The organism is Celeribacter marinus, from assembly GCF_001308265.1.
Lineage (GTDB): Bacteria > Pseudomonadota > Alphaproteobacteria > Rhodobacterales > Rhodobacteraceae > Celeribacter > Celeribacter marinus.
Window position 1 is genome coordinate 1,576,359 of sequence record NZ_CP012023.1, and the last position, 14,429, is coordinate 1,590,787.

Genomic DNA, 14,429 nt, shown 5'->3' on the forward strand with positions numbered 1-14,429 from the left:
CTCAAAGTGAATGGAGAGCATTTTGGACGACACGCATCACGGCCGCATAACCAAAGACGGCATTCGAATTCATGAGGCATCAGATTTTGCGGGCATGCATGCCGCCGGGCAAATTACGGCTCAGATCCTTGATGAGGTCGCGGATCTTGTTGTTCCGGGCGCGACCACCGAAGATATCGATGCGTTTGTTGAACGGCGGGTAACCGAACTTGGCACCACCTCCGCGACCATCGACTACAAAGGGTACAAGCACGCGACCTGTATCTCGATCAATCACGTTGTTTGTCACGGCATCCCCAGCGCCAAAAAGTTGAAAGATGGCGATATCGTGAATATCGATGTTACAGTCATAAAGGGCGGTTGGTTCGGGGACAGCTCACGCATGTATGTCGCGGGGAAATTGTCCCGCAAGACCGAACGCCTAATCCAAGTGACCCATGATGCCCTCTTGAAAGGGATCGAAATGGTGAAGCCGGGCAATACGTTTGGCGACATTGGTCACGCGATTCAAACATACGCCGAGGCGCAACGCATGTCTGTGGTCCGTGATTTTTGCGGCCACGGATTGGGTCGCGTGTTCCATGCTCCCCCCAATGTGTTGCACTACGGACGCGCCGGTCAGGGCCCCGTTCTCGAGGAGGGAATGTTTTTCACCATTGAGCCGATGATCAACCTTGGCCGTCCAGAGACCAAAGTTTTGGCCGATGACTGGACCGCCGTGACGCGCGACAAATCTCTGTCCGCACAATTCGAACATTCTATCGGTGTAACCGCTGACGGGTTCGAAATTTTCACTCTGTCGCCAACCGGACGGTTCCACCCGACCTACGCCCCGTAGCCTATTGGGCGGCGCACAACGCAGGTCACGCCCCCCCGCTCAAGCTTTGATCAAACGGTCAGGTAAAACTTTTGGGTCGTTATTGCGCACCACTTTTAACTAACTTATCAAGCACCCACGCCAGAGTGACGATACGTCAACCTCTTACCGATCAGCCTGAAAGGGACGCGACACATGAACATACTATTTAAATCCGTAGCCACCGCAGCTCTTGTTGCACTCACAACAACGGGCAGCGCATTTGCCCAAGACGTGACGCTACGGTTTCAGCATTTTGTCTCTCCCGCCTCTGGATCGCCGATGTATTTCATGCAGCCGTGGGCCGACAAAATCGAAAAGGAATCTGCGGGGCGCATCAAGATTGAGCTATACCCTTTGATGCAACTTGGCGGCAAAGCTCCTGATCAATACGACCTTATTCGCGATGGCGCGATTGATGGCGGCTGGGTTATCCCCGGTTACCAACCGGGTCGTTTTCTTGAAGTCGAGGCGATGGAGCTTCCTTTCATGACTGCGAAGTCTGGCGAATTGGCCTCAATCGCCGCGTGGGAATTCACCCAAAAGCACCTGATGGATGACTTTGCGGATGTCAAAGTTCTAGCTGCACACATGCACGGCGAGGGGCTTGTCCACAAAAAGGGACCGGCCCTCACACGCATCGAGGATTTCAAAGGGTTGAAGCTGCGCGCACCAACGCGCACGTCGACCCTATTGCTCGACAAACTTGGTGCGACACCTGTCGGCATGCCCGTCCCCGCCTTCCCCGAGGCCTTGGCTAAGGGCGTGTTGGATGGCGGCGTGATCACCTTTGAAATGGCACCCTCTTTGAAACTTGATGAGTTGACCGATAGTCACACAGACGTGGCAGGCGACAGATCATTCTACAATCTCTTCTTCATTTGGGCGATGAATAAAGCCAAGTATGATAGCCTCGCAGATGATCTCAAGGCTGTTATAGATGCCAATTCCGGTGCCATGGCCTCGGAATGGTCGGGCGCCGCATACGATCGTGGCGACGAAGATGGACTTGACGAAATTGCAGCATCGGACAACACAATCGCGGTGCTAAGCGAAGAAGAAACCGCGAAAATCCGCGCTCTTGGCGAAGATGTCACAGCCGAATGGATTGCGGATATGACGGCCAAGGGGTTTGATGGCCAACAGCTTGTTGATGATGCGCACGCCGCAATGGATGCCGCACTTACATCTCATCCGTGGATCGACACACGCGGCGCTGCGGCCACCGTTGCGGGCGAATAAACGCCCCGAAAAACTACCAAAGGCCGCCTATAACGGGCGGCCTTTTTCGTTGTGAAACAGTCGAGAGGGGACCGACTAGTCTTGTCCCCAATTGGCATCTTGCATCTCACGCAAACGCGACGCTGTGCGCTCAAATTCAAACGCACCAGCACCCTCGATATATAGGCGCTCGGGCTTATCTACAGCCGTGACAACGAGGCGCACCTTTGCCTCATAGAGTGCATCGATCAGCGTCACAAATCGCTTTGCCTCGTTAAAGTTGCTACGCGAGAGCCGTGGGATTTCTTCTAGGATCAACAACTTTACCGCATCGGCGATGGCCAGATAATCAGCGGGGCCGTACATCTGTGCGCAAAGATCCCAAAATGTCGCCCGCGCAATACCGTTGTGAAAACGCGGAAGCAAAACCTCGCGCCCTTTTACGTGCAGCGTAAGCCCCTCGGTTTGTCCGCCCGTGAGATCAGTCCAAATCTCTGCAATCGCTCTTCGCGCGATCTCATCCACAGGGTGGAAATAGACGGGCGTCCCCGTCAATCGTCCCTGCCGGTAATCGACAGGCGAGTGCAGATGGTGGACGGTTAACCGGTCTTTGATCAACGCGATAAACGGCAAGAAAAGTTGGCGGTTTAACCCGTCCTTATACAGATCATCGGGGACACGGTTCGAGGTTGTTACGACCGTCACGCCCTTTTTGAACAAGCCCTCAAACAGGCGACCGACGATCATCGCATCGGCAATATCGGTGATCTGCATCTCATCAAAGCATAGCAACCTGATACCATCAGCTACACTCTCTACCACCGGCGCAATTGCATCCTCGACACCCTTTTGGCGCGCCGCATGAATACCCACCTGAACCTCTTGCATGAAGGCATGGAAATGAACACGGCGCGATGGAACGGGGCTATGCGCGTGGAATAGATCCATCAACATAGATTTTCCGCGCCCGACACCGCCCCATAGGTATAGACCCTTGATGACGGGTGGCGGTTTGCGCCCACCAATCAGGGATAACAATCCGCTTTTGCCGCGCGGCGCCGCGCGCAAGGCCGCGTAGACCTCATCAAACAGGGGCAAAATTGCCTCCTGAGCAGGGTCAGCGGTTAACGCGCCGGAGGCAACTTTACTCGCGTATATATCTGTCAAACTCTTCATATCTCCCCTTACCGCGCAACGGGTCATAAGGAAAGATGATCGATCCCATGCCAAGGTTTTGATTGACGCCACTCACACAGTGAACGACATCTGGGCCAAAGGAGACATCAATGTCCGACACACGCACCCCGCTGTTTACGCCCGTCTTGATTGGCGGATGTCTCATTATGCTCATCAGTTTTTCAATACGTGCCTCATTTGGGGTGTTCCAAATCCCCATCGCCACCGAATTCAACTGGCCGCGTGCCGAATTCTCGATGGCGATTGCAATCCAGAACCTCGCATGGGGCTTTGGCCAACCCATTTTTGGCGCGATTGCGGAACGGATGGGCGATAGAAAGGCCATTATTCTGGGGGCGTTGGCCTATGCTGCGGGCTTGGTTCTATCGTCAATTGCCGTCACACCCGAGGGGCATCAGTTCTACGAAATCCTCGTAGGATTTGGCATCGCGGGTACAGGGTTTGGCGTCATTCTAGCGGTCGTTGGGCGCGCATCGTCTGACAAAAACCGCTCCATGTCATTGGCCATTGCAACCGCTGCGGGATCGGCCGGACAAGTGTTTGGTGCGCCGCTTGCAGAGTGGTTGCTGTCCACAATGTCATGGCAGAATGTCTTTGTTCTATTCGCTGCGGCAATCTTGTTATCGCTCTTTGCATTGCCGCTTATGCGTACCCCTCAAACGGCCTCAAAAGCAGAGTTGGAGGAAAGCCTTGGTGCTATTCTCGGCAAGGCGTTTCGCGATCCGAGCTATACACTGATCTTTCTGGGCTTCTTTTCATGCGGGTATCAGTTGGCGTTTATCACCGCGCACTTTCCCGCCCTAATAACCGAGATGTGCGGCGCAATTGATCCGTCCGGCACGCTTGCGTCTATTGGTGTGACGTCGACCTCTGCGCTCGGTGCGATCTCTATTTCGCTAATCGGATTGGCCAATATTGGCGGCACTTTGATGGCGGGGTATCTTGGGAATCGCTATTCCAAGCGATACTTGTTAGCCGGCATTTATGTGGCGCGCACGATTGCGGCGGCTGCGTTTATATTCTTTCCCATCACACCCACGTCCGTGATTGTGTTCTCGGTGGTTATGGGGGCGCTGTGGCTTGCAACGGTGCCACTTACATCGGGGCTTGTGGCGCATATCTACGGACTGCGGTACATGGGAACGCTCTACGGAATCGTATTTTTCTCACACCAACTAGGTGCATTTTTGGGTGTATGGCTTGGCGGCAGGCTCTACGATATCTACGGCAACTACACAGCCGTTTGGTGGGTTGGCGTTGGCGTCGGGGCGTTCTCTGCCATCGTACATTTGCCCATTAAAGAAGTGCCTTTGGGGCAAAGGATTGCAAAAGCAATCGCCTAAAGGCCCGCCTCAGCGCGCGTCAACAAGGTCTCGGCAACAAGACGCTCTGCCCAACCACGCGGCCCGTCAAACAAGTGCGTTTGCCACCCGCGCGCCTGTGCGGTGGCAATGTTGTCGGCGCGATCATCGGCAAACAAAAGACCCGCCGGCGCCACACCGCTATCAGCCTCAAGCATTTCATAAATCAATGCGTGTGGCTTCACACATCCCATGCGACCCGAAATATAGCGCCGATCGAAGTCGGTCAGAAACGGATACTTCGTTTCTGCAAACTCAAAGCTTTCAATACCAAAATTGGAGAGCGCAAACACAGGAATACCTTTGGCCCGCAGCGCCCGCAACAGAGCTACCGATTGCGGAATTGCAGGTGCGGCCATCTTGATCCAGTCGTGATACCACATCAGGATCTCTGTCGAGAATTCTGGGTATTCCAACGCGGCCTGCTCAATCGTCTGGCGAAACGGCTGTCCGCAATCCACCCGATCATTGATCGCGTGTAGATCTACCGCCGCAAACATCTTTTTGCGCCGCGCCTCTCCGATTGTGGCATCATAGTGCCGCTCGGGGTTCCATTCGATCAGGACATTACCAATATCAAAAACCACAGCATCTACGGTCATGCTATATCTCTCTTTGCAGATTGAATCGCGCGATCTAATCCGTCGAGGAAACGCGAACGATCCGCCTTGGAAAACGGCTTTCCACCTCCTTGGCGAAATGGATCCGCTGCGCGCAAATCCGCCATAAGATCGCGTGTGGCTAACACGTTTCCAATGTTGGCCTTGGTCAATGCCTCACCGTTGTGTTTGATCACACGCGCCCCCGCAGCTACGACCTTTGCCGCAAGGGGGATATCCCCTGTCACCACGACATCGCCGCTCCCTGCGCGATCTGCGATCCACATATCGGCCACATCAGGCCCATCGGGCACAAATATCATTTCCACGAATGGATTGGGCGATGGTCGCAACCCGCCGTTGCACACGAACAAGCAGGGAATCTTATGGCGTGTCGCAACTTTTTCCGCCTCGTCTTTGACAGGGCAAGCGTCAGCATCAACATAGATTTTGGTCACGGCATCGCCTCGTGTTGGAAGACATCAATGGCGCATCAGCCACCACCGATAAGCGCCCCCGCAGCGAATACCAGTGCGCCACCAAGCACAACCTGAAAAGCGGCGCGCATAAACGGCGTCTCCATAAATTTATTTTGAATCCATGCGATGGCCCACAGCTCTATGAACACAACAATCAACGCAATGATTGTAGCCGTCCAAAAATCGGTGATCAAATACGGCAAGGCATGCCCAAGGCCGCCCACCATCGTCATGAGTCCTGATGCAAACCCCCGTTTGATCGGCGAGCCACGCCCCGAAATGACGCCATCATCATGCGCAGCTTCGGTGAACCCCATCGATATCCCAGCGCCAACAGAGGCCGCAAGACCGACGAGAAAGGTGGTATGGGTATCTTGTGTCGCGAACGCTGTCGCAAAGATTGGCGCCAACGTAGACACCGACCCATCCATCAGACCGGCCAAACCGGGTTGAACCCATGTCAGCACGAATTTTCGGTGCGCATCCGCGTCTTCGCGTGCGCGCTCGTCTTGGCCCAAATGCGCCGCTTCCAATTGACCCGCCTTTTTGTCATGACCTGCTTCGGCCGCCGCCAAATCGCCCAGAAGGGCGCGGGTATCTGCGTCTGTGGTTTGTGCTGCGGCCTTTCGGTAAAATGCCTCGGCGCTTTGCTCCATTTCACGCGCCTGCGCCCGCATCCGTTCGAGGCCAAGGTTCTCGATTAACCATACAGGGCTACGTGCATAAAACCCAGACACATGTTCGCGGCGAATGAGCGGGATCACAGTTCCAAATCGCTTCTTATGCAACTCAATTAGCGCGGTGCGGTGGCCGTCTTCTTCGGCCGCCATTCCATCAAAAACCAGAGCACTATCAGGAAAATCACTGCGCAAGCGCTCTGCGTACAAGCGGTAGATCTGCGCATCGTCTTCTTCGGATGAAATTGCTAGAGCAAGAATTTCTTGCTCCGTCAGATCGGAAAACCTGCGTCTATTTGCAAAACCCGGGACCATCGTAATCTCCTTCTAGAGTTATTCTAAATTATGTACGCCATCTGAACTCCACAAGCCTCAAAACTAGACAGACCAGTTTAGTTTTCTCTTGCATATCTAAACTGGTCGGTTTAGTTTTGGGACACTGCTGGGATATTCCTTGCAGTCGTTTACCGACATCCCTGTCGAGTACTGGGCAGGCCTTCGGGCTTGCCCCTTTTTTACCGCTTACCAACTTGCTTTGCCACGCGTTATTAAGTCGCTATTGTCGGGCGAAACTCTGGAGTGATAAATCTCGTGCGGAACCTGGAAATCAAAAAAGGCCGTAAGTTCGACCAAGTGGTCGAGGGTGCGCGCACCGTATTTCTACGCGACGGCTACGAAGGGGCGTCCGTGGACGATATCGCGCGTGAATCTCAAGTGTCCAAAGCCACGCTATACAGCTATTTCCCCGACAAACGCGTTCTGTTCATCGAAATAGCAAGCCGTGAGATGAAGCGGCAAGCAGACGAAGGGGCCGGGAGTCTCGACATGACCGCTCCACCTGAGGTTCTTTTGCCCATCGTTGGCCGCAAACTCATCGACTACATGCTATCAGACTTTGGATTGGCCATTTTTCGCACTGCCGTCGCCGAAAGTGACAGGTTTCCCGAAGTGGGCCGAAAATTTTACGAGAGCGGGCCAATGTTGGTGCGTGACCGCATCACGGATTATCTCGAGACGTGTATCGCACGCGGCGAGCTACTAATCGACGATGTGCCGCTAGCGGCCGAGCAATTCGCGGAGCTATGTAAGGTCAGATCAGTGCTGTGCTGCACGTTTGATATGGAGTGTGATTTCAATTGCGCAGAGCGCGATCGTATCGTCGCCTCGGCCGTGCGCATGTTTATGGCGGCATATAGAGCACCCTAACTTTGGCGAAACCCTCAGGCCACATTTGATGACCCAGACAAATAAAAAGCCGGGACGCACGTAGCGATCCCGGCCTAGTTTAGTCGTGTGGAGCAAACTCCCCGGTGCCGCGAACTGGGTGGGGGCTGTTAAACCGCGGCGCCGGGGCAAAGCGTTTCGCTCCGTGAGTACATGTTTCGTCGATAAACCGGGCTAAATCGGGGAGCGAAAACGATGAACCGCGGGTCTTTTTGCGGCGTAATTTAGGCAGACAGTGATGCGACTGCGCCCGAGAGTGCATCCTCCCTTGATTTATAAGGGAAATCACCACATTCTCTCTCAATGAGTGCTCAAACCCCAACACCCTTTCCGCACATAATTTCGGATGAAAAAGTCGCGTTCGACAAAAGTGAACTCAATGCGATTCTCGGCGTCTATGGTCGATTCGTCGCCGCGGGCGACTGGCGGGATTATGGCATGTCGTTCTTAAAAGACGTTGCCATCTTTTCCATATTCCGGCGGACCGCCGAACATCCGATCTACCGGATTGAAAAACGTCCGCGACTTCGCAATCGCCAAGGCATGTATTGCGTGATCTCAATGGATGGACAAATCCTAAAACGCGGACACGATTTGCGCATTGTGTTGCGATATTTCGACCGCAAGCTCATCCGCGCTGTCGACTAACCGCAGACCTCGGATGCTGCTCACAACCTACGATGTGCCGTGACGTCGCCATCTCCCTGCGCTTTTATACGGGCAATCGCCTTTACGATGGGTTCGTAGGTTACCGCCATGTGGTAGGCGTTGGCGTGAATGAGTACGTCCTCATCGACACACATAGCGACATGCCCGTCCCAAAATATTAAATCGCCGCGTCGATAGCCGTCACGCGCGTCAGCACCAAGACGGGCTTGCATATCACTATCTCCGGGACACGATACGCCGGAGGCTAACAATCCCGCCTGCACCAAACCCGAACAATCAATTCCGAACGAAGTATTCCCCCCCCACAGATAAGGCGTTCCAAACAAAAGCTGTGCGATGGTCACAGGATCGGAAAACGGGCGACCCAAGGGACGGATATGCGGCTTGGGCACGAAAAGCCCGCCCTCCACTTCCATATATTTGCGCCGCTCATCGATAACGCGGATACGACTGCCAAACGGCAAGGATGTCACAGCCTCGGATTTGAAATCGTCGGTCGGGTAGAGATGCGTGGCGCGCACCGAAATGATGTGGGTCGCGTCCACCGCAGGGCCTAAATCGCTTTGTGCGACATAGCCCACATAGCCGTCACGAGCGGCAATTCCGAACGCGTAGCCGTCCTGAACCTCCAAGACATCAAACGTCTCGCCATGCAAAAGTTGCCGGTCGCGCGCTCCATCAGGGCCGGACCGAAGATCGGCCACAGGAACGCAGACACTCGACGCAACAGGCGACACCACCGCTTGGCCGGCGTCGGCATAACCGTCCAACGCAACACGCGCGTTTGCGGGCGTAATCCGGCGATCATTCATAGCGCAAATAGATCCGACAACGCTTCGAGCAACGCCCTATGTCCCTGCCCTATGCCGCCTTTTGGACGCGCAGGCGCGGCTGACGGATTCCAGCCATAGATATCAAAATGAACATATCGCGGCGTTTGCGTAACAAAGCGGCGCAAGAACAATGCCGCGGTGATCGATCCGGCAAAACCACCAGATGGCGCATTGTCGAGATCCGCAATGCCAGGTTCAATCATCGTCTCATAGGGATCCCAAAATGGCATTTGCCAAACCGGATCGGCGGCTTTTTCAGCCCCATTCACAATGGCGGCGGCGTCACGTGGAGATGTCGCATAAAACGGTGCCAAATCGGGGCCAACCGCGACCCGCGCCGCTCCGGTTAACGTTGCCATCGACACGATGAGGTCAGGGTTTTCCTCATCTGCAAGCGCAAGCGCATCGGCCAAAACAAGCCGCCCTTCGGCGTCCGTATTATTGATCTCGACGGTAAGTCCCTTGCGTGAGACCAGAATATCTTGTGGTCGAAAGCTATTCCCTGAAATTGCGTTCTCAACTGCGGGAATGAGCACGCGCAACTGCACCTTGAGGCCCAGCGCCATAATCATATGCGACAGGCCCAAAACGGTTGCCGCGCCCCCCATGTCCTTTTTCATCAGGCCCATCGACGCGCCCGGTTTTATGTTGAGGCCACCAGTGTCAAAACATACGCCTTTGCCAACAAGTGTTAGTTTCGGGCCGGAATTCCCCCAATTGAGCTCAATCAAGCGCGGAGCACGCGGAGACGCGCGCCCGACCGCGTGAATCATGGGCAAGTTATGAGACAGCAAATCCTCACCCGCCACGACAGTCACCGCAGCACCAAAGCAATCCGCAAGATCGCGCGCGGCGGCCTCCAACTCATCTGGCCCCATATCTGACGCCGGCGTATTGATGAGATTGCGGGTCAATGCCTCGCCCGCAGCGACAATCTCCACTTTAGCGCGATCAACACCTGCTGGCGTCACCAGTTGCGCCTTGGGCGCTGATGACGGCGCATATTTGTCGAACACATATCCCGAGAGAAGCCACCCGAGCGCCTGTTCGGTCAACGCCTCACCATCCAGATCGGTTTCAAGCCGAAAGATTGCATCCGGAAGCTTTGCGCGGACCGCAGCAAGGGCAAAACGCGTGCGTTGGCGTGCCGGTTTAGTCCCAAGCCCTGCTAACGCACCCGATAGTCCCAACGCGTCTGGAAGAATGCAGATTTCACCAATGTTGGCCGTAAAGCCGTTTGCCTCAACCCACTTCGCCTGAGACGGGGTCAAACGCGCCTTAACCGCATCCAATCCATCAGGCGCCACAAGGTAAAGCGGAAGGGCGGCGTCGGAGTCTTGAGCAAAGGTCAGGGGCATTATTCAGTCTCATTTACTGTGAATTTTCACTACCGTAGCTCATCCCTTGCGGCCTGCAAGGGCGATACGGATGTCATCGCAACATGCGTTACTGTAGATTGGTAGCGAATGCGGCGACCATCGCCGCTCAACACATCAAATTGACGCTCCTTGTAGATCCCAAACAGCCAAAAGAGAGTTTTCGCCAATGCGCATCAATCGCTCAACGTTCGCGGCCAATGCGGTGCCATCGTCTGTCGTCGCGAGAACGCTAACACTTTTTGCAACTTGGGCGAATGTCACCATTCCGATTTGCTCTGAAATTGCGATCATGGAGCGCGCAGCGCGGCGCAATTCCTCAAGCTCTCCTTTTCGCTGACACGAATCGACCTTCGCCAAGCGCACGGCGAGCTCTTCCATAGCGCGTGTGACAACGCCATCCGCGCCGGACGTCCCCAATTGCGCATAAAGTTGATCCAGCCGTTCACGATCAAGACGGACTTCGCCATCCAGTCTAAGTTTAGAAACTACCATAGTTCACCCCAATAGTTCATGCGCCCCCACGCATTGAGCCAATCTTGACTCACACCATTCAATAAAAGGTTTAATGGCGGGTCATTTCCCGCTTCGAAATCTGCAAAAATTTCATTACATTCGCATCAATTGCTTTGGAACTGTGAGGGATGACAAAACGATGAAAAATGCGAAGCCGCTACCGGCCTATATGGTGCAACGCTATCACGGGTGGAAGGCGACGACATTTTCCGAAAATAGCGCGTGGTATCGCCGCCTCGCGGACGAGGGACAGCGCCCGCGTGCGATGATTATTTCGTGCTGCGACAGTCGCGTTCATGTCACCTCAATTTTTGGTGCTGATCAGGGCGAGTTTTTTATTCACCGCAACATCGCCAACCTCGTGCCACCGTTTGCTGATGACGGCGACCATCACGGCACATCTGCCGCAGTTGAATATGCGGTTAGTAACCTGAAAGTGGCCCATGTGGTTGTTCTGGGTCACTCCAATTGCGGCGGCGTTCAGGGCTGCCACGATATGTGCTCGGGTCATGCACCGGACCTCGAAGAAAAGTCATCCTTTGTCGGTCGCTGGATGGATATTTTGAGACCGGGGTACGAACGCGTTACCGCGCGAAACGAAGAGAACCCGATGCGGGCCTTGGAAAAAGAGTCTGTTCTCATTTCACTCGAAAACCTGATGACCTTTCCGTTTGTGCGCGCGGCGGTGGAAAGTGGAGAGTTGACCATCCACGGACTGTGGACTGATATCGGCGAGGGCGGATTGCATCAATACGATGCTGACACTGCCAGTTTCGTTCAGATTTAACAGTGGTGCGATCTGACGAACATCGGCTTGGATGTCTGTGCCATGACCACACGCGTGGACAAATCCGTCATCGATCCTGATGCGTCGACACAGGCATCAGGAAAGAACATCACCGCGCCTTTTTCACACTGAGCCAGAGCGATCAGTCTGTTGGAGCGGGCTTTTGCCAAAAAGTTTGTCATGGGTCACTTCCTTTGATCTTAGTGTTCATCTGTCGATCATCGGAGCATAGATGCATGCGCGCTGGTATTTTCGGATTTGAAAAATTTGATACAACGCATCTGCTTGATGACAGGGCGTAAAATAAAGTTAATTTATTTCAGATGCTTGCCCTGAAACGTCGGCGTAACGCCTGACGCCTAAAATTGTCGCGACTGAGCATATTTGGTTAAATTCCGTATACACCTGTGGCGAACCTCAGGCGCGCCAAAGGCATCAATCTGGCGCCAATGTGTCGACTGGGGATTGCGCCTCAAAGACACAGAATCACCCCGCGCACATCGCAACAATTGAACATTGTATTGCACCGATCTGCGCGGGCGAGATCACTGTAGTTGCTGACCATCCGGCCACGTGAGACGCTCGGTCAACTGCGTTGTCCATATCGTGTTCGCCTCTAGGTCAAACACCCATTTCAAAATCCCGCGCTGATCATTGCTGGCGACCTCGCTCGGTATTTGAGTCGATGACCATTTAATGTCCAAGTCCTCCTGCTCGGAGACAGACACACGGTCCATAACTTCGATCGGCCATACCCGGTCCGTCAAGTTCTCGACCGAAATCAGGATGGCACTTTCCATCTCGTTTGATTTACGGATCACGCCACGATCCCCCTCATTGGCATCAACGATGACGCGTGACACTTTGATCCCGTCAACCGGCCCAAATCCAAACTCGGCACGCTCGCCCGCGCCGATGCTGTCACTAAAGGTCTGACCAATAAATGATCCATCTCGGTATAGGCGCACCTCACCTGGGAGGAACATCTCACCACTCGTGTTTTGGAACGCCGCCATCAGATACCCCGTTTCATCAAAAAGCGGCACAGCGCGGACGGACATCTGCGGCCCAAACTCAAGAACGCTCATCGCAAACTCGGTCGCCTCATCTGCGCTCGAATAAACCGTTTGTTCTAGCGGTAGATCATACATCAAATTGAGCCCGTACCCGCGGGGAACCATGCTGTCGGCCGTCATCTGCGCCCCCTCGAGCATCATCGTATCGGCGGCCATACTACGGGCCATAGGGCGCATATCGTCAGGGTCGAACACGCGGCGGATCAACGGCGGTAGATAGGACGGATCCGTGGAGCGCTCAGGGCGGTCGGTTGACAGGGAAAGAGTGACGTCAAACCACGCCTCGCCTGTGGATTGCGTCACTTGCACACTACGTTCGAATTGCATATCGCCCGTTACCGTATCGAGTTGCGCGGTATAACTGGGTCGCCATCCCGCCGCTTGGATCGGATAAATGACATCAACCGATACCTCCCCATCTTCTGGAACGTCTAAAGACAGCGAAACCGTCACACGCGCCTCATCGGGGTCTGCAATACGCGCCAACTCAATCTTAGCCGCATCAAGAGCCGCCTTTGCATCGTTGAGACTGTCATTCAAGGCGTTTGAACGCGCTTGGGCCTGTGCCATGGCCTCACGCGCTAATGCGGATTGCTCACGGATCATAGCCGCGATCTGAGCCAAATCTATAGCCGCTGTCCCGCTTGGTGCTTTCAAACGCGTCAAGAAATCCAAACCGTCTTGTGCCGCTGTCACCTCATCCATCGCCGCCGCTTTTTGGCTTTTCAACTGGTCAAGCGTGGCCTTGGCATCCGCGACCAGTTTGCGCGCCTCGGCCTCTGGCTCCGCCCAATTCTCTTTCGTGGTCTGTAAGTCTGGGCGCACTCGGATTGGCCCCAGCTGTGCGTTTGTAAGCTCAGCACGAACACTTTGCGCAAACGACTGGGCGCTCTGCGCAGGTATGTTGGGAAGATGCAACTCGTGACGCCCCGCAGGCATTTGAAGGCGCGCCCTTCGCACCACTTCACCGCCAGTGGGGTAGAGCGTTGCAGATGTTACAACGCTTTGAGCCGTGAATGTGTCGGCTTGCGCCAAAACGGGCGTCAGCGCCACAATCGACGCCGCGATAGCTGATGATATACAAGGGTGCAGGGCCATAATGTCCTCCTCAATTTGAGGTCAGAGTCCACTGGCCAATCATCATCCGCAACCCAATTGTACGTGTGCTCTCAATTAGGTGCCGCAACTGGCGACAGACCGCCTATCGCGATCAATAAAAAACACGCCTAAAGCGCGCGATCAGGTTTGTCGGCATTGCTCTTACACCATACCTTTTCCTTGAACGTCCGACACAAATCTTCGCGGGTCAGGTGGATGCTGTTTTGTCGGCGCAGATTAGGGCGACCCTCGCCCGTAGCGTGCGAGTCACTCTTCACGTTTCGCTCCCGCGCAGTGAAATTCAACTTTACTCTAAACATAACTGCGTCCTCCGCGTTTCTATTGGCACCGATTCCCTTGGGCAGATCATACCACTCAGGATGTTTTTCTGCGCGGGCGAAGATGGCTTTAAGTTAATGAGACAGCCTGTCAAACACAAACTGCGCTGGCCAAAGCCACT

15 protein-coding genes are annotated in these 14,429 nt (G+C 54.5%); 6 read left to right on the top strand and 9 right to left on the bottom strand.

Features of this window, described 5'->3' with window-relative positions:
• The first annotated feature begins 10 nt into the window (after positions 1-10).
• The gene (gene map, locus IMCC12053_RS07815; protein ID WP_062217649.1) at positions 11-838 is read left to right on the top strand and encodes a type I methionyl aminopeptidase; all 828 of its coding nucleotides are present in this window, start codon (positions 11-13) and stop codon (positions 836-838) included.
• A 174-nt stretch (positions 839-1,012) separates the two neighbouring features.
• Positions 1,013-2,098 carry a TRAP transporter substrate-binding protein gene (locus IMCC12053_RS07820; protein ID WP_062217652.1) on the top strand — a complete coding sequence of 362 codons (1,086 nt, stop codon included), beginning with the start codon at positions 1,013-1,015 and terminating at the stop codon, positions 2,096-2,098.
• A gap of 75 nt (positions 2,099-2,173) precedes the next feature.
• Here the strand turns inward: IMCC12053_RS07820 and zapE are convergent, their stop codons facing one another.
• Positions 2,174-3,253, bottom strand: coding sequence for a cell division protein ZapE (gene zapE, locus IMCC12053_RS07825; protein ID WP_062217655.1), 1,080 nt, complete (start codon positions 3,251-3,253; stop codon positions 2,174-2,176).
• 110 nt (positions 3,254-3,363) lie between these two features.
• Between zapE and IMCC12053_RS07830 the strand changes: the two genes are divergently transcribed.
• Complete coding sequence (locus tag IMCC12053_RS07830; protein WP_062217658.1) at positions 3,364-4,617, top strand: MFS transporter; 1,254 nt, start codon at positions 3,364-3,366, stop codon at positions 4,615-4,617.
• Here the strand turns inward: IMCC12053_RS07830 and IMCC12053_RS07835 are convergent.
• The 3 genes from IMCC12053_RS07835 to mbfA are packed head-to-tail and all read right to left on the bottom strand — an operon-like array spanning position 4,614 to position 6,705.
• Positions 4,614-5,237, bottom strand: a complete 624-nt coding sequence (locus IMCC12053_RS07835) for an HAD family hydrolase (RefSeq protein WP_062217661.1) — start codon at positions 5,235-5,237, stop codon at positions 4,614-4,616. The genes IMCC12053_RS07830 and IMCC12053_RS07835 overlap by 4 nt on opposite strands.
• Positions 5,234-5,692: a YaiI/YqxD family protein gene (locus IMCC12053_RS07840; protein ID WP_062217663.1), complete on the bottom strand. Its 459-nt coding sequence runs from the start codon at positions 5,690-5,692 to the stop codon at positions 5,234-5,236. The genes IMCC12053_RS07835 and IMCC12053_RS07840 overlap by 4 nt, the downstream gene beginning before the upstream one ends.
• Positions 5,693-5,727: 35 nt before the next feature.
• Positions 5,728-6,705 (bottom strand): iron exporter MbfA, encoded by a 978-nt coding sequence (gene mbfA / locus IMCC12053_RS07845; RefSeq protein WP_062217666.1) that lies wholly within the window; start codon positions 6,703-6,705, stop codon positions 5,728-5,730.
• A 276-nt stretch (positions 6,706-6,981) separates the two neighbouring features.
• On the opposite strand from mbfA, the gene IMCC12053_RS07850 reads away from it, so the two are divergent.
• Both IMCC12053_RS07850 and IMCC12053_RS07855 read left to right on the top strand, forming a co-directional pair.
• On the top strand, positions 6,982-7,596 hold the full coding sequence (locus IMCC12053_RS07850) for a TetR/AcrR family transcriptional regulator (RefSeq protein ID WP_062217668.1): 615 nt from the start codon (positions 6,982-6,984) through the stop codon (positions 7,594-7,596).
• A 321-nt stretch (positions 7,597-7,917) separates the two neighbouring features.
• Entirely contained in the window at positions 7,918-8,262 is a 345-nt protein-coding gene (locus IMCC12053_RS07855; RefSeq protein WP_062217671.1) for a DUF2794 domain-containing protein, read from the top strand.
• A 20-nt stretch (positions 8,263-8,282) separates the two neighbouring features.
• Here the strand turns inward: IMCC12053_RS07855 and IMCC12053_RS07860 are convergent, their stop codons facing one another.
• From IMCC12053_RS07860 to IMCC12053_RS07870, 3 genes are all read right to left on the bottom strand, one after another.
• Positions 8,283-9,095 (bottom strand): C40 family peptidase, encoded by an 813-nt coding sequence (locus tag IMCC12053_RS07860; protein ID WP_062217674.1) that lies wholly within the window; start codon positions 9,093-9,095, stop codon positions 8,283-8,285.
• Positions 9,092-10,474, bottom strand: coding sequence for a leucyl aminopeptidase family protein (locus IMCC12053_RS07865; RefSeq protein ID WP_062217677.1), 1,383 nt, complete (start codon positions 10,472-10,474; stop codon positions 9,092-9,094). Before IMCC12053_RS07865 ends, IMCC12053_RS07860 begins: the two co-directional genes overlap by 4 nt.
• 135 nt (positions 10,475-10,609) lie before the next feature.
• Entirely contained in the window at positions 10,610-10,987 is a 378-nt protein-coding gene (locus IMCC12053_RS07870; protein WP_062217680.1) for a hypothetical protein, read from the bottom strand.
• 160 nt (positions 10,988-11,147) lie between these two features.
• On the opposite strand from IMCC12053_RS07870, the gene IMCC12053_RS07875 reads away from it, so the two are divergent.
• Positions 11,148-11,795 carry a carbonic anhydrase gene (locus IMCC12053_RS07875; protein ID WP_062217683.1) on the top strand — a complete coding sequence of 216 codons (648 nt, stop codon included), beginning with the start codon at positions 11,148-11,150 and terminating at the stop codon, positions 11,793-11,795.
• Here the strand turns inward: IMCC12053_RS07875 and IMCC12053_RS07880 are convergent.
• Together IMCC12053_RS07880 and IMCC12053_RS07885 are read right to left on the bottom strand one after the other, a co-directional pair.
• Positions 11,792-11,977 (bottom strand): hypothetical protein, encoded by a 186-nt coding sequence (locus tag IMCC12053_RS07880; RefSeq protein ID WP_062217686.1) that lies wholly within the window; start codon positions 11,975-11,977, stop codon positions 11,792-11,794. The genes IMCC12053_RS07875 and IMCC12053_RS07880 overlap by 4 nt on opposite strands.
• Positions 11,978-12,340: 363 nt before the next feature.
• Positions 12,341-13,969: a DUF4139 domain-containing protein gene (locus IMCC12053_RS07885; protein ID WP_062217689.1), complete on the bottom strand. Its 1,629-nt coding sequence runs from the start codon at positions 13,967-13,969 to the stop codon at positions 12,341-12,343.
• Positions 13,970-14,429: the final 460 nt, after the last annotated feature.

Excerpts from the sequence above, each read along its gene's own strand:
- map (WP_062217649.1), top strand. The coding sequence starts at position 11 with ATGGAGAGCATTTTGGACGACACGCATCACGGCCGCATAACCAAAGAC.
- IMCC12053_RS07820 (WP_062217652.1), top strand. The coding sequence starts at position 1,013 with ATGAACATACTATTTAAATCCGTAGCCACCGCAGCTCTTGTTGCACTC.
- zapE (WP_062217655.1), bottom strand. The coding sequence starts at position 3,253 with ATGAAGAGTTTGACAGATATATACGCGAGTAAAGTTGCCTCCGGCGCG.
- IMCC12053_RS07830 (WP_062217658.1), top strand. The coding sequence starts at position 3,364 with ATGTCCGACACACGCACCCCGCTGTTTACGCCCGTCTTGATTGGCGGA.
- IMCC12053_RS07835 (WP_062217661.1), bottom strand. The coding sequence starts at position 5,237 with ATGACCGTAGATGCTGTGGTTTTTGATATTGGTAATGTCCTGATCGAA.
- mbfA (WP_062217666.1), bottom strand. The coding sequence starts at position 6,705 with ATGGTCCCGGGTTTTGCAAATAGACGCAGGTTTTCCGATCTGACGGAG.
- IMCC12053_RS07855 (WP_062217671.1), top strand. The coding sequence starts at position 7,918 with ATGAGTGCTCAAACCCCAACACCCTTTCCGCACATAATTTCGGATGAA.
- IMCC12053_RS07860 (WP_062217674.1), bottom strand. The coding sequence starts at position 9,095 with ATGAATGATCGCCGGATTACGCCCGCAAACGCGCGTGTTGCGTTGGAC.
- IMCC12053_RS07865 (WP_062217677.1), bottom strand. The coding sequence starts at position 10,474 with ATGCCCCTGACCTTTGCTCAAGACTCCGACGCCGCCCTTCCGCTTTAC.
- IMCC12053_RS07870 (WP_062217680.1), bottom strand. The coding sequence starts at position 10,987 with ATGGTAGTTTCTAAACTTAGACTGGATGGCGAAGTCCGTCTTGATCGT.
- IMCC12053_RS07875 (WP_062217683.1), top strand. The coding sequence starts at position 11,148 with ATGAAAAATGCGAAGCCGCTACCGGCCTATATGGTGCAACGCTATCAC.
- IMCC12053_RS07880 (WP_062217686.1), bottom strand. The coding sequence starts at position 11,977 with ATGACAAACTTTTTGGCAAAAGCCCGCTCCAACAGACTGATCGCTCTG.
- IMCC12053_RS07885 (WP_062217689.1), bottom strand. The coding sequence starts at position 13,969 with ATGGCCCTGCACCCTTGTATATCATCAGCTATCGCGGCGTCGATTGTG.